The organism is Streptomyces rishiriensis (assembly GCF_003112535.1).
Classification (GTDB): domain Bacteria; phylum Actinomycetota; class Actinomycetes; order Streptomycetales; family Streptomycetaceae; genus Streptomyces; species Streptomyces rishiriensis.
Genome location: NZ_BEWA01000009.1, coordinates 170332 through 182825 on the forward strand (window position 1 = coordinate 170332; position 12494 = coordinate 182825).

Consider the following 12494-nt stretch of genomic DNA (forward strand, 5'->3'; position numbering starts at 1 on the left):
CCGCCCCTCACGCGTTCGTCTCAGACGGCGTCGCTCTCGTCGATCAGATAGGCGAACTCGTCGAAGATCTCGAGCACGACGACGACCAGTACGGCCGCCGCCACCACGTACTCCACCATGACGCCCGGGGCGACGTACGCCTTGCGCAGGTGCTCGTCGGGACCGAGCTGCGCGGTGGAGACCTTTCGGAAGGGATCGCGCGCCAGTACCCGCACGGCCATGTCCAACTGCGCCCGTCGCTCGCTCGGCAGACCGTCGTAGGCCGCCCGGGCCTCGACGGTGAACTGGACTCGGTACTCGCTCATGTCCTCAGTGTGCCAGCCCGCGATACCGTCGGGGCATGAGCATTCGTGCCGTGGTCTGGGACGTCGACGACACCCTTTTCGACTACACGACCGCCGACCGCGAGGGCATGCGGTCGTACCTCACCACCGAGCGGCTGCTGGGCCGGTTCGGCACCGCCGACGAGGCCCTCGCACGCTGGCGGGAGGTGACCGACGAGCAGTGGGCGCGGTTCTCCGCGGGCGGGATGACCTTCGAGGACCAGCGCCGCGACCGGGTACGGGCGTTCCTGGAGCGGCCGGAGCTCACCGACGCGGAGGCGGACGCCTGGTTCCGTCGGTACATCGCGCACTACGAGGCCGCCTGGTCGCTGTTCCCCGACGTCCTGCCCGTGCTCGACGCCCTCGCCGCCAGTCACCGCCACGCCGTGCTGTCGAACTCCAGCATCCATGTCCAGGACCACAAGCTGCGCGTCCTCGGCGTCCACGACCGCTTCGAGGTCATCCTGTGCGCCGCGGAGCTCGGCGTCTCCAAGCCGGAGGCCGGCGCCTTCCTGGCGGCCTGCGAGGCGCTCTCCCTGCCCCCGCATCAGGTGGCCTACGTCGGCGACCATCCGGAGATCGACGGACGGGGCGCCGCCGACGCCGGGCTGCTCTCGGTGTGGATCGACCGCTACGGAGGCGGGGCCACCGTCGAGCTCCCGTCCGGCCGGCACCGCATCGTCAGCCTCGCCGAACTTCCCGCGCTGCTCGGCTCGGATACCCGTTTTGGAGCGCAGTCCACCTTCAGGTAATGTTCTTCCTGCGCCGCCGGAGAGCGGGCCGAAAGGCCGGAACCGGAGGAGCGAAACTAGGACGAGATCCCCATCGGGGCTTGCGTTCCAGTGGCCTATGGTGTAATTGGCAGCACGACTGATTCTGGTTCAGTTAGTCTTGGTTCGAGTCCAGGTAGGCCAGCTCGCAGAGCTCATCTGCGCACGTGGAGATCATCTCCACAACGCCCCCGTTGTGTAGCGGCCTAGCACGCCGCCCTCTCAAGGCGGTAGCGCCGGTTCGAATCCGGTCGGGGGTACAGATCCTTCCCGCGGGGGGAGTTCGGGTAGCTCCCGCTCACCTCGATGCAGGATCGCTAGGGCCCCCGTTGTGTAGCGGCCTAGCACGCCGCCCTCTCAAGGCGGTAGCGCCGGTTCGAATCCGGTCGGGGGTACGAACTGGTCTAAACCACATTGGTCTATGGTGTAATTGGCAGCACGACTGATTCTGGTTCAGTTAGTCTAGGTTCGAGTCCTGGTAGACCAGCTCGGATCTGCGGAAACGCAAGATCCTCGCCCCCGTTGTGTAGCGGCCTAGCACGCCGCCCTCTCAAGGCGGTAGCGCCGGTTCGAATCCGGTCGGGGGTACACAGCAGGCAAGGCCCTCCACTTCGGTGGGGGGCCTTCGTCGTGTCCGCTCCCGCGTCCCCGCTCCTGTCCCTTCCCACTCCGGCTCCCCACGCCGGTTCCCCTACCGGCCGGCCGGGGCCGCGCGCTCACTCGAAGCCGTACCGCCGGGCCGACTCCTCCTCCTGGGCCAGCCGGTGCAGCGCCTGCAGCATCGGTTCGAGGAGGATCGCGCCGAGCACCGCCGTCTCGATCCGCTCCGCCTCCGACTCCTGCGTCTCCACGAAGTCGAGGTCGAGCGAGGCGGCCCGGTGCATCAACCGGGCGTAGGACACGAGGAGTTCGGCGTCCCACTCGTAGCCGAGCCGCCGCAGCGCCGCCACCGACACCACCAGCGAACGGTAGGCGGGGGAGAGGGACGTCAGCAGCCGGGCGTTCGTCCAGCCCAGCGTCCCCAGCAGGTCGTCCGCCTCCAGATGCGCGGCGCGCACGTACTCGTCGTCCGCGTCCGGCTCGGGGACCTGGGGCAGTGCCCACAGGGCCGCGCCGAGCCGGATCGTGCGGCCCAGGGAGTCGTCGTCGACATGGCCGAGCACCTCGCGGACCGTGGCCACCGGCAGCCGGCCCACCTGGATCATCGCGCGCACCAGCCGCAGTCGGCGCAGATGCTCCTCGTCGTACTGCGCGGTGGTCCGGTTGAGCTGGCGGCCGGGCGGCAACAGGCCCTCGCGCAGGTAGTACTTGATCGTCGCGGTGGACACACCGCTGCGTTCGCTCAGTTCGGCCAGTCGCATGTCTTGCGTCTCTCCTTGGGTAGCGTCACTATCCAAGCATGTCTGTCGAAGCCACCCGTACCACCGCGGACGCCCGGGGAGACGTGGTCGTCCTGCTGATCGGCATGCGCGTCAACCACTTCTGGGCCGTGCACCAGTGGGCGCCGGTCATGCTGGCCATGGTGCGCATGCTGGCGGAGCTGAAGAAGGACCCGGGGCGCGGACTGCTCTCCCGGGTGTTGCTGACCGCCTCGCCCCGGACGTACTACGTCGTCCAGTACTGGGAGTCCAAGGAGAAGCTGTACGCCTACGCGAGCGCGCCCGACGCCTTCCACCACAAGGCGTGGGCGAAGATCAACCGCCTGGAGCGGCGCGGGAAGGTCCGCGGTCACGTGGGCATCTGGCACGAGACGTACGTCGTGCCCGAGGGCTCGTACGAGGCGGTGTACGGGGACATGCCGGCCTTCGGCCTCGCGGCCGCGCACGGGCAGGTGCCGTTGGAGCGACGTGGGCGGTACGCGAAGGACCGGTTCGCCCACCGGTCGGCGCCCTAGGGGTCCTGCGGGGCGCCCGGCCCGTCGTGGCCGGTCGCGCCCACGCGGCGGAGCCGCGCAGAGGCACGGTCCGCCCGGACGCGGTCCGCGTGAGCGGGAGGGCTGTGTCCTGCCGTGCGGGAAGAGCGTGCCGCGGCGTTGAGGCCCGCTCTTCCGCCCGGCGTCAGCCGGTCCTGCGCAGGGCCTCCGAGAGGCGGGCCGCCGCGTCGATGACGGCTTGGGCGTGCATGCGGCCCGGGTGGCGGGTCAGGCGCTCGATGGGGCCCGACACGGAGACGGCGGCTACCACGCGGTTGGAGGGGCCGCGCACGGGAGCCGACACCGAGGCGACGCCCGGCTCGCGCTCGCCGATGGACTGGGCCCAGCCGCGGCGCCGTACGCCCGACAGGGCCGTCGCCGTGAAGCGGGCGCCCTGCAGGCCGCGGTGCAGACGCTCGGGCTCCTCCCAGGCCATGAGGATCTGTGCCGAGGAGCCGGCCTTCATCGTGAGCGTGGAGCCCACCGGGACCGTGTCCCGAAGGCCGGACAGGCGTTCCGCCGCGGCCACGCAGATGCGCATGTCGCCCTGGCGGCGGTAGAGCTGCGCGCTCTCGCCCGTGATGTCGCGCAGGTGGGTGAGCACCGGGCCGGCGGTGGCCAGCAGGCGGTCCTCGCCGGCGGCCGCGGCCAGCTCGGCCAGCCGGGGGCCCAGAATGAAGCGTCCCTGCATGTCCCGCGCCACCATACGGTGGTGTTCCAGTGCCACGGCCAGGCGGTGGGCCGTGGGTCGTGCGAGTCCGGTGGCAGCGACCAAGCCTGCGAGGGTGGCCGGACCGGACTCCAGGGCGCTCAGGACAAGGGCTGCCTTGTCCAGGACGCCGACGCCGCTACTGTTGTCCATGAAACGATACTCCCGTCTCACTCTGTGAAACGCAAGTTCAATTTTCCGTGAGACGCGCAACCCTTGGAGACATGGCGGCCCGCAGACCAACGGGCCTGGCGGCGGGTGCCCGGCTTACAGGGGCGAGGGCGTCGCCTCCACAAGATCTCTAGTTGGGCCGGTGCACCTTTGCCGGCCGGAGGGAAAGCGATGGGTAGGACACTCGCGGAGAAGGTCTGGGACGACCACGTCGTCCGGCGCGCCGAGGGCGAGCCCGACCTCCTCTTCATCGATCTGCACCTGCTGCACGAGGTGACCAGCCCCCAGGCCTTCGACGGCCTCCGCCAGAACGGCCGCCCCGTGCGCCGTCTCGACCTCACCATCGCGACCGAGGACCACAACACCCCGACCCTCGACATCGACAAGCCGATCGCCGACCCGGTCTCGCGCGCGCAGCTGGAGACGCTGCGCAAGAACTGCGCCGAGTTCGGCGTGCGGCTGCACCCGCTCGGCGACGTCGAGCAGGGCGTGGTGCACGTCGTGGGCCCGCAGTTGGGTCTGACGCAGCCCGGGATGACCGTCGTCTGCGGCGACTCGCACACCTCCACGCACGGCGCCTTCGGCGCGCTGGCGTTCGGCATCGGCACCTCGCAGGTCGAGCACGTGCTGGCCACCCAGACGCTGCCGCTGGCCCGCCCCAGGACCATGGCGATCACGGTCGACGGCGAACTGCCCGACGGCGTCACCGCCAAGGACCTGATCCTGGCGATCATCGCGAAGATCGGCACCGGCGGCGGCCAGGGCTACATCCTGGAGTACCGCGGCTCCGCCATCGAGAAGCTCTCGATGGAGGCCCGGATGACCATCTGCAACATGTCGATCGAGGCCGGCGCCCGCGCGGGCATGATCGCCCCCGACGAGACCACCTTCGCCTACCTCGCCGGCCGCGCCCACGCGCCCGAGGGCGAGGACTGGGACGCCGCCGTCGCGTACTGGAAGACGCTGAGGACGGACGACGACGCCGAGTTCGACGCCGAGGTCGTCATCGACGCCGCCGCGCTGTCGCCGTTCGTCACCTGGGGCACCAACCCGGGCCAGGGCGCGCCGCTTTCGGCCCACGTCCCCGACCCCGCTTCGTACGAAGACGCTTCGGAGCGCCTCGCCGCCGAAAAGGCCCTGGAGTACATGGGGTTGGAGGCCGGACAGCCGCTGCGCTCCATCAACGTGGACACCGTCTTCGTAGGTTCCTGCACCAACGGCCGCATCGAGGACCTGCGGGCCGCCGCCGCCATCGTCGAGGGCCGCAAAGTCGCCGACGGCGTACGGATGCTGGTCGTCCCCGGCTCCGCGCGGGTCGGTCTGCAGGCCGTCTCCGAGGGTCTGGACGTCGTCTTCAAGGAGGCCGGCGCCGAGTGGCGGCACGCGGGCTGCTCGATGTGTCTCGGCATGAACCCCGACCAGCTGGCGCCGGGTGAGCGCTCCGCGTCCACCTCCAACCGCAACTTCGAGGGGCGGCAGGGCAAGGGCGGCCGTACCCACCTGGTGTCGCCGCAGGTCGCGGCCGCCACGGCCGTCCTGGGCCACCTGGCCTCCCCGGCCGACCTGTCCGACGCCGAGACCCGTACGCCCGCTGGAGTCTGATCAGTCATGGAAGCATTCACCACGCACACCGGGCGGGCCGTCCCGCTGCGCCGCTCCAACGTCGACACCGACCAGATCATCCCTGCTCACTGGCTCAAGAAGGTCACGCGGGACGGTTTCGAGGACGGGCTGTTCGAGGCCTGGCGCAAGGACGCGGAGTTCATCCTCAACCGCCCCGAGCGGCAGGGCGCGAGCGTGCTGGTCGCCGGCCCCGACTTCGGCACCGGATCCTCCCGTGAGCACGCCGTCTGGGCGCTGCAGAACTACGGCTTCAAAACCGTGATCTCCTCCCGCTTCGCCGACATCTTCCGGGGCAACTCGCTCAAGAACGGCCTGCTCACCGTCGTTCTGGACCAGAAGATCGTGGAGGCGCTGCAGGACCTCAGCGAGAAGGACCCGCAGGCCGAGATCACGGTCGACCTCGAGGCCCGCGAGGTGCGCGCCGAGGGGATCACCGCCTCCTTCGAGCTGGACGAGAACTCCCGCTGGCGGTTGCTGAACGGCCTGGACGACATCTCCATCACCCTCCGGAACGAGGGCGACATCGCCACCTACGAGGCCAAGCGCCCGTCGTACAAGCCGAGGACGCTCCCGGTCTGATCCCGGAGCCCGGGAAGCCCCGGGCAGGTCGAGTTTCGGCCACCACGACACCCCCGCCGTACCCCCGATCCCACCGATCGGGGGTACGGCCGCGTCTGCACCCGTTCGGCCCTGCGGGCTCGCGCCGCCGCTGTCAACTTCCCACGTTAGGAGGGTTGTTGCCGGGGTATGCGCCTGATGAGGACGTGAACGCCGGATGTGCCCGGACGGCCGTCTGAGGCGGCAGTTGCCCCCTGAGCGGGCGACAACTCGCCCCAGATGGCACAATCTGTGCATGGAACACGACGGCCAACTCGAGCTCTATACGGCGGTCGCGAACCAACTCAAGGAAGCGCACGCGAGAGTGCGCGCACTGCAAGTCCCGGAGGGCGTACGGATGGCGCTGACCCGGAAGCTGCTGGTCATTACGGCCGCGGCCAAGCACGATCTCGCCGATGCGACAAGGCGTCTGGAGCGGTTCATGGCGGACCTCGACGAAGGGCGAACGCCCGAAGAGGGGCGTTGAACGCCTCCGGAGCAGCCGATTTCGTTGCGGCACAAGGGTGATTAGCCCGTTTCGTGTTTGATTTGCGGTATATATCTGCCTAACGTGCGAAAAAGCTTGAACAGTTTCGTTCCGGCTAATGTCTCCGAAGGGGAAGACGTGAACAAGGCGCAGCTCGTAGAAGCGATTGCCGACAAGGTGGGCGGCCGCCAGCAGGCCGCCGACGCGGTCGACGCGGTCCTGGACGCCATCGTCCGCGCGACGGTCGCCGGCGACCGGGTCTCGGTCACCGGCTTCGGTTCGTTCGAGAAGGTCGACCGGCCGGCCCGCTACGCTCGCAACCCCCAGACGGGCGAGCGGGTGCGGGTCAAGAAGACGTCCGTGCCGCGCTTCCGCGCAGGCCAGGGCTTCAAGGACCTGGTGAGCGGGTCGAAGAAGCTCCCGCGCGGTGGCGAGGTCGCCGTCAAGAAGGCCCCCAAGGGCAGCCTGACCGGCGGTTCTTCCGCCACGGTCAAGAAGGCCGCCGCGAAGAAGGCCTCCCCCTCGACGAGGGCCGGCGCCGCGAAGAAGACCACGGCCGCCGCGAAGAAGACGACGGCCACGGCGAAGAAGACCACCGGCGCCGCCAAGAAGACCACCGCGAAGAAGACCACGGCCAAGACGACGACGGCGGCCGCCAAGAAGACCACCACCGCCAAGTCGGCCACGGCCAAGAAGACGACGGCCAAGAAGGCCCCGGCCGCGAAGAAGGCGACGGCCACCAAGGCCCCCGCCAAGAAGTCGACCGCGCGCAAGACCACCGCCAAGAAGGCCACCGCCCGCAAGGCGTAGGGCAGCTGGGGCACTCACACGCCGGGCCGGACTCCCTCTCGGAAGTCCGGCCCGCGGCGTGTTCGGAGCCCGCTCAGAAGGTCTGCAGCGTCACCAGGGTGATCCGGGGACCGGAGCCGTCGCCGCGCCCCTCCGTCTCGATGCGCACCCGCTGCCCGGGCCGCAGCAGCCTCAGCCCGCCCGCGTCGAACGCCGACGCGTCGAAGGGGACCGGTGTGCCGTCGTCCAGCAGCACCTGCCCGCTGCGTGTGGCGGGGTCGTACGTGTATGCGGTCGCCTGCATGGCGGCAGCCTACTGCCCCGGGATCAGCAGCCGCGCGGTCGCCGCCGCCGTCCGGGGTCCGACGCCCAGGAGCAGGGCCGCGCGCAGATCCTCGCCGGTGTCCACGTCCTGGCGCACGGAATCCACCGCGTCGAGACGGAGTTCCTCGGCTCCGGAGGCGCGATGGCGGGCGCGTGAATCCGTGCCGAACGCGGGATCCAGGGCGCGGCCGGGAGCGGCGGTGAGAAGAGTCGTGCCGACGGCGGCCGCGTCCGGGAGGAAAGCGCGGGGGAATTCGGCGGCCGCGTCCAGCACGCGCGCCAATTCCGGCGGGCGCAGCGCCGGCAGGTCGGCGTTGAGGGCCGCGAGCGCGGAACCGGGACGAATGGCCCGTACGGCGGCCGCCCCGTGCGTCAGCGCGGCGTTGAGGCCCGCGCGCGGCTCGTCCGGGACGATCCGGGCGCCCAGCCCCGCCAGGGTGCGCGCGGCCAGGGCGTCGTCCGTGACCACGGCCACATCCCGCACCGCGGGCGAGGCCAGCGCGGCGGCCACGGTGTCCTCGGCGAAGGCCAGGGCGAGCCCGGGGCGCAGCCCGTCGGTGGCGGTGTCCGCGAGCCTGCTCTTGGCCAGCGCCAAGGGCTTCAGGGGTATGACCAAGGTCCACTGCACCGGCGTACCGTCTCTCTCTCGTCGCGGCCATTGTCACCCGGCCCGTCCGCAGGTCGCAGGGGCGGGCGTACGGTGTTCTCGACAGACCAGCGGCCCGGGGCGACACTTGTGCGGCCCCCGGGCCAGGAGCAGGCCTTGGGAAGTCCTAGAGGAAGGTGTCCGCGTGCCCCGCCGCAGAATCGGCTTCTGGTACCGCTTCGCAGCGGTCCTCTGCAAACCCTGGCTGGTGGTTCTGATCAAGCGGGACTGGCGCGGAATGGAGCACATTCCGGCCGAGGGTGGATTTATCACCGCGGTGAACCACAATTCGCATGTCGACCCCTTCGCGTACGCCCATTTCCAGTACAACAGCGGACGGGTGCCGCGATTCCTCGCGAAGAGCGCGCTTTTCAAGGAGGGATTCGTCGGCGCCGCGATGCGCGGCACCGGACAGATCCCCGTCTACCGCGAGAGCACGGACGCGCTGAGCGCCTTCCGGGCCGCGATCGAGGCCGTGGAGCGCGGTGAGTGCGTCGCGTTCTATCCCGAGGGCACCCTCACCCGCGACCCGGACGGCTGGCCCATGACCGCCAAGACCGGCGCGGCACGCGTGGCCCTGCAGACCAAGTGCCCGGTGATCCCCGTGGCCCAGTGGGGCGCCAACGAACTGCTGCCGCCGTACGCCAGGAAGCCCCACCTCCTTCCGCGCAAGACCCACCATGTGCTCGCGGGTCCGCCCGTGGACCTCGCCCGGTTCTACGGCCTCGAGATGACCCCCGAGCTCCTGAAGGAGGCGACGGAGGTCATCATGGCGGCCGTCACCGCCCAGCTGGAGGAGATCCGCGGCGAGAAGGCGCCCGAGAGGCCCTACGACCCGCGCCGGGAGCGGATCGAGCAGCGCCGCCGCACCCAGGCGGAGACCGGTGCGGAGACCGGCCACGCGCAAGCCCGTCACGAGGGGGAGAACAGCAAGTGAGCAAGTCCGTGAAGGCGGCGGTGTTCAGCGCCGGTTCGTGGGGGACGGCCTTCGGCATGGTGCTCGCCGACGCGGGATGCGACGTCACCCTGTGGGCGCGTCGCCCCGAGGTGGCCGAGGCGATCAACACCACCCGGACCAACCCCGACTACTTCCCCGGCGTCGAGCTGCCGGGGAATCTGCGGGCCACGACGGACCCCGCCGAGGCCGCCGCCGGCGCCGACTACACGGTGCTGTCGGTGCCTTCGCAGACGCTGCGCGCCAACCTGGCCGACTGGACGCCCCTGCTGGCCCCGGACACCGTCCTGGTGTCGTTGATGAAGGGCGTCGAGCTCGGTACGACCATGCGGATGAGCGAGGTGATCGAGGACGTCGCCAAGGTGGGCCCGGGCCGGATCGCCGTGGTCACCGGGCCCAACCTCGCCAGGGAGATCGCCTCCCGCAGGCCGGCCGCCGCCGTGGTCGCCTGCACCGACGAGGCCGTCGCCCAGAGGCTCCAGGCCGCCTGTCACACCCCGTACTTCCGCCCCTACACCAACACCGACGTGGTGGGCTGCGAGCTGGGCGGCGCGGTGAAGAACGTCATCGGCCTCGCGGTCGGCATCGCCGACGGCATGGGCCTGGGCGACAACGCCAAGGGCTCGCTGATCACCCGCGGGCTCGCCGAGACCACCCGGCTGGGCCTGGTCATGGGCGCGGACCCGCTCACCTTCGCGGGACTCGCCGGACTCGGCGACCTGGTGGCGACCTGCTCCTCGCCGCTGTCCCGCAACCACACCTTCGGCACCAACCTCGGCAAGGGCATGACCCTGCAGGAGACCATCGCGGTCACCCGGCAGACCGCCGAGGGCGTCAAGTCCTGTGAGTCGGTGCTGGATCTGGCCCGCCGGCACGGCGTCGACATGCCGATCACCGAGACGGTCGTCGCCATCGTGCACGAGGGCAAGCCTCCGGGGGTCGCCGTCAAGGAGCTGATGTCGCGCAGCGCGAAGCCCGAGCGACGCTGAGCGAACCCGGTGGGCGGACGCTGACTCCCGGCCCTACCACCGGGTACTCTCAACCCGATATGAGCACCGAGAACCTCCCCCAGAGCCCTCAGCAGCCCGTCCGCAAGCCGCGGGTGGCCGTCGTCTTCGGCGGCCGCAGCTCCGAGCACGGGATCTCCGTGGTGACCGCAGGCGCGGTCCTGAGGGCCATCGACCGGACCAAGTACGAGGTCCTGCCGATCGGCATCACCCGCGAGGGCCGCTGGTTCCTCACCGCCGACGAACCCGAGCGCATGGCGATCACCGACCGCCGTACGCCCGACGTCGACGAGCTCGCCGAGTCGCGGGACGGCGGAGTGGTGCTCCCCGTCGACCCCGCCAACCGCGAAGTCGTCTACTACGAGCCGGGATCGGTACCGAAGGCGCTGGGCGAGGTCGACGTCGTCTTCCCGGTGCTGCACGGCCCCTACGGCGAGGACGGGACCCTGCAGGGCCTGCTGGAGCTCTCCGGCGTCCCCTACGTGGGTTCCGGCGTGCTCGCCTCGGCCGTCGGCCAGGACAAGGAGTACATGAAGCGGGTGTTCACCTCCTTCGGGCTCAAGGTCGGCCCGTACGTGGTGATCCGGCCGCGCGAGTGGGCGCAGGACGAGCCGGGCGCCCGCAAGAAGATCATCGACTTCGCCGGCGAGCACGGCTGGCCGCTCTTCGTGAAGCCCGCGCGCGCGGGTTCGTCCATCGGCATCACCAAGGTCGACGACCTGTCCGGACTCGACGAGGCGATCGCCGAGGCCCAGCGCCACGACCCGAAGATCCTGGTCGAGGCGGCGCTGCGGGGCCGCGAGATCGAGTGCGGCGTCCTGGAGTTCGAGGACGGCCCCCGTGCCTCCCTCCCGGCCGAGATCCCGCCGCCGGACGCGCACGCCTACTACGACTTCGACGCCAAGTACATCGACTCGACCCCGGGGATCGTCCCGGCGCCGCTGACCGACGAGGAGACGGCGCACGTCCGCAGGCTGGCGGTGGACGCCTTCGACGCGGCGTCCTGCGAGGGCCTGGTCCGTGCGGACTTCTTCCTCACGGAGGACGGCGAGTTCGTCATCAACGAGATCAACACGATGCCCGGCTTCACGCCGATCTCGATGTACCCCAAGATGTGGCAGGAGACCGGGATCGGCTACCCCGAGCTGGTGGACCGCCTGGTGCAGGCGGCGCTGCGCAGGTCCACGGGTCTGCGCTGATCCCCGGACGAACCGGAGCACCTGCTAGTCGGCGATCCCCTCGGGGATCGCCTTCTTGATGGCCGGGGCCAGATCGATCAGGACCGAGGAGTTGTCGGCGTCCTTCGCCACCGTCACCTCGACGTACGCGCTGCGACCGGCCGTGGTGAAGCGGTTGCCCCCGCCGTCCCGCTTCTCCATCAGCCAGTCGACGCCGTTCACTCCGCCCGCCACCGCGTCCGGGTCGGCCCCCGCCGGGACCCTCGGGTCGATCATCTTCGGCGGCCGCGTGACACCGCAGCGCAGTATGATCGCGGAGCCTCCCCAGCCCGCGGTCAGCGCGGAGGCGGGCTCGGGATCGTGGCGGCTCTCACCGTCCACCTTCGCCGGCAGTGCCTTGTCCAGGTTCCGGCACAGCTTCGTGGCGTTCGCGCCGGGGCTGGGAACCGCCGTCGACGCGCTGTCGTCTGCTGAGGAGCAGCCTGCGGTCGTGATCAGCAGGACGAGGGCGGACAGCCCGAGGACAGGGCGGCACCGGTGACGGAAAAGGTTCACCGGCCAAGGTTAGACGGGGGCTACAGATGGACCACCGGGCAGGTCAGGGTGCGGGTGATCCCGTCCACCTGCTGGACCTTGGCGACCACCATGCGGCCGAGGTCGTCCACCGTGTCCGCCTGGGCCCGCACGATCACGTCATAGGGTCCCGTCACGTCCTCGGCCTGGACCACGCCAGGGATTTTGCCGATCTCCTCGGCGACGGTCGACGCTTTGCCGACGTCCGTCTGGATCAGGATGTACGCCTGTACCACGGAACCTCCAGGGCGGCCACGAGGATCATGTGGGGAAAAGGAACGCCACGGTATCGCGTCGCCGCGCGCCGCGGGGAGACCTACGAGGACCACGGCTCGCGCGCCGGGGTGCGGGGGTACGACAGAAGTCGACGGCTGTCTCGACCGTATCGAGGACACTGGGTATGCGCGACCGGGCACGGACAGGTACAGAA

Annotated in this window: 16 protein-coding genes and 5 tRNA genes; 14 read left to right on the forward strand and 7 right to left on the reverse strand. The window is 70.3% G+C overall.

The genetic code is table 11. The features are described 5' to 3' along the window. Window positions 1–20 precede the first annotated feature (20 nt). Window positions 21–305: a hypothetical protein gene (locus Sri02f_RS16775; protein ID WP_109002111.1), complete on the reverse strand. Its 285-nt coding sequence runs from the start codon at window positions 303–305 to the stop codon at window positions 21–23. Between the two features lie 35 nt (window positions 306–340). Here Sri02f_RS16775 and Sri02f_RS16780 point away from each other — a divergent pair, with 35 nt between their 5' ends. The 6 genes from Sri02f_RS16780 (at window position 341) to Sri02f_RS16805 (ending at window position 1681) form a co-directional block, all read left to right on the forward strand. Continuing rightward, entirely contained in the window at window positions 341–1075 is a 735-nt protein-coding gene (locus Sri02f_RS16780) for an HAD family hydrolase (protein WP_109002112.1), read from the forward strand. A gap of 91 nt (window positions 1076–1166) precedes the next feature. Beyond that, window positions 1167–1238: transfer RNA gene (locus Sri02f_RS16785), tRNA-Gln, on the forward strand. A 42-nt stretch (window positions 1239–1280) separates the two neighbouring features. Then, window positions 1281–1353: transfer RNA gene (locus Sri02f_RS16790), tRNA-Glu, on the forward strand. Window positions 1354–1415: 62 nt separating this feature from the next. Continuing rightward, a tRNA-Glu gene (locus tag Sri02f_RS16795) sits at window positions 1416–1488 on the forward strand. A 20-nt stretch (window positions 1489–1508) separates the two neighbouring features. Next, window positions 1509–1580, forward strand: a tRNA-Gln gene (locus Sri02f_RS16800). 28 nt (window positions 1581–1608) lie between these two features. Continuing rightward, window positions 1609–1681 (forward strand) — tRNA-Glu (locus tag Sri02f_RS16805). Between the two features lie 128 nt (window positions 1682–1809). Here Sri02f_RS16805 and Sri02f_RS16810 read toward each other — a convergent pair. Next, window positions 1810–2454: a MerR family transcriptional regulator gene (locus Sri02f_RS16810; RefSeq protein WP_109002113.1), complete on the reverse strand. Its 645-nt coding sequence runs from the start codon at window positions 2452–2454 to the stop codon at window positions 1810–1812. A 38-nt stretch (window positions 2455–2492) separates the two neighbouring features. On the opposite strand from Sri02f_RS16810, the gene Sri02f_RS16815 reads away from it, so the two are divergent. Beyond that, entirely contained in the window at window positions 2493–2987 is a 495-nt protein-coding gene (locus Sri02f_RS16815; RefSeq protein ID WP_109002114.1) for a DUF4188 domain-containing protein, read from the forward strand. 163 nt (window positions 2988–3150) lie between these two features. Here Sri02f_RS16815 and ndgR read toward each other — a convergent pair whose 3' ends face one another. After that, entirely contained in the window at window positions 3151–3867 is a 717-nt protein-coding gene (gene ndgR, locus Sri02f_RS16820; protein WP_007384919.1) for an IclR family transcriptional regulator NdgR, read from the reverse strand. 189 nt (window positions 3868–4056) lie between these two features. Here ndgR and leuC point away from each other — a divergent pair, with 189 nt between their 5' ends. The 4 genes from leuC (at window position 4057) to Sri02f_RS16840 (ending at window position 7402) form a co-directional block, all read left to right on the forward strand. Continuing rightward, window positions 4057–5487: a 3-isopropylmalate dehydratase large subunit gene (gene leuC, locus Sri02f_RS16825; protein WP_109002115.1), complete on the forward strand. Its 1431-nt coding sequence runs from the start codon at window positions 4057–4059 to the stop codon at window positions 5485–5487. 6 nt (window positions 5488–5493) lie between these two features. Then, window positions 5494–6087, forward strand: a complete 594-nt coding sequence (gene leuD / locus Sri02f_RS16830; RefSeq protein WP_109002116.1) for a 3-isopropylmalate dehydratase small subunit — start codon at window positions 5494–5496, stop codon at window positions 6085–6087. A gap of 274 nt (window positions 6088–6361) precedes the next feature. Then, window positions 6362–6592 (forward strand): SCO5555 family protein, encoded by a 231-nt coding sequence (locus Sri02f_RS16835; protein ID WP_069773489.1) that lies wholly within the window; start codon window positions 6362–6364, stop codon window positions 6590–6592. 138 nt (window positions 6593–6730) lie between these two features. Next, the gene (locus Sri02f_RS16840) at window positions 6731–7402 is read left to right on the forward strand and encodes an HU family DNA-binding protein (RefSeq protein WP_109002117.1); all 672 of its coding nucleotides are present in this window, start codon (window positions 6731–6733) and stop codon (window positions 7400–7402) included. A 73-nt stretch (window positions 7403–7475) separates the two neighbouring features. Here the strand turns inward: Sri02f_RS16840 and Sri02f_RS16845 are convergent, their stop codons facing one another. Together Sri02f_RS16845 and cofC are read right to left on the reverse strand one after the other, a co-directional pair. Continuing rightward, a complete protein-coding gene (locus tag Sri02f_RS16845) occupies window positions 7476–7685 on the reverse strand; it encodes a hypothetical protein (protein ID WP_109002118.1) in 210 nt (69 codons plus the stop codon). A 9-nt stretch (window positions 7686–7694) separates the two neighbouring features. Then, window positions 7695–8333, reverse strand: coding sequence for a 2-phospho-L-lactate guanylyltransferase (cofC, locus tag Sri02f_RS16850; protein WP_109002119.1), 639 nt, complete (start codon window positions 8331–8333; stop codon window positions 7695–7697). 163 nt (window positions 8334–8496) lie between these two features. Here cofC and Sri02f_RS16855 point away from each other — a divergent pair, with 163 nt between their 5' ends. From Sri02f_RS16855 to Sri02f_RS16865, 3 genes are read left to right on the forward strand one after another with little or no spacing between them, the layout of a single operon-like run. After that, a complete protein-coding gene (locus Sri02f_RS16855) occupies window positions 8497–9288 on the forward strand; it encodes a lysophospholipid acyltransferase family protein (RefSeq protein ID WP_109002120.1) in 792 nt (263 codons plus the stop codon). Continuing rightward, window positions 9285–10295, forward strand: coding sequence for an NAD(P)H-dependent glycerol-3-phosphate dehydrogenase (locus Sri02f_RS16860; RefSeq protein ID WP_109002121.1), 1011 nt, complete (start codon window positions 9285–9287; stop codon window positions 10293–10295). The genes Sri02f_RS16855 and Sri02f_RS16860 overlap by 4 nt, the downstream gene beginning before the upstream one ends. A 59-nt stretch (window positions 10296–10354) precedes the next feature. After that, window positions 10355–11512, forward strand: a complete 1158-nt coding sequence (locus Sri02f_RS16865) for a D-alanine--D-alanine ligase family protein (protein WP_109002122.1) — start codon at window positions 10355–10357, stop codon at window positions 11510–11512. 24 nt (window positions 11513–11536) lie between these two features. Here Sri02f_RS16865 and Sri02f_RS16870 read toward each other — a convergent pair whose 3' ends face one another. Together Sri02f_RS16870 and Sri02f_RS16875 are read right to left on the reverse strand one after the other, a co-directional pair. Beyond that, window positions 11537–12046 (reverse strand): DUF3515 domain-containing protein, encoded by a 510-nt coding sequence (locus tag Sri02f_RS16870; protein ID WP_109002123.1) that lies wholly within the window; start codon window positions 12044–12046, stop codon window positions 11537–11539. Between the two features lie 20 nt (window positions 12047–12066). Next, complete coding sequence (locus Sri02f_RS16875; RefSeq protein WP_109002124.1) at window positions 12067–12300, reverse strand: Lrp/AsnC family transcriptional regulator; 234 nt, start codon at window positions 12298–12300, stop codon at window positions 12067–12069. Window positions 12301–12494 lie beyond the last annotated feature (194 nt).

Coding starts and splice junctions, on each gene's coding strand:
- Sri02f_RS16775 (WP_109002111.1), bottom strand. CDS start 305: ATGAGCGAGTACCGAGTCCAGTTCACCGTCGAGGCCCGGGCGGCCTAC.
- Sri02f_RS16780 (WP_109002112.1), top strand. CDS start 341: ATGAGCATTCGTGCCGTGGTCTGGGACGTCGACGACACCCTTTTCGAC.
- Sri02f_RS16810 (WP_109002113.1), bottom strand. CDS start 2,454: ATGCGACTGGCCGAACTGAGCGAACGCAGCGGTGTGTCCACCGCGACG.
- Sri02f_RS16815 (WP_109002114.1), top strand. CDS start 2,493: ATGTCTGTCGAAGCCACCCGTACCACCGCGGACGCCCGGGGAGACGTG.
- ndgR (WP_007384919.1), bottom strand. CDS start 3,867: ATGGACAACAGTAGCGGCGTCGGCGTCCTGGACAAGGCAGCCCTTGTC.
- leuC (WP_109002115.1), top strand. CDS start 4,057: ATGGGTAGGACACTCGCGGAGAAGGTCTGGGACGACCACGTCGTCCGG.
- leuD (WP_109002116.1), top strand. CDS start 5,494: ATGGAAGCATTCACCACGCACACCGGGCGGGCCGTCCCGCTGCGCCGC.
- Sri02f_RS16835 (WP_069773489.1), top strand. CDS start 6,362: ATGGAACACGACGGCCAACTCGAGCTCTATACGGCGGTCGCGAACCAA.
- Sri02f_RS16845 (WP_109002118.1), bottom strand. CDS start 7,685: ATGCAGGCGACCGCATACACGTACGACCCCGCCACACGCAGCGGGCAG.
- Sri02f_RS16865 (WP_109002122.1), top strand. CDS start 10,355: ATGAGCACCGAGAACCTCCCCCAGAGCCCTCAGCAGCCCGTCCGCAAG.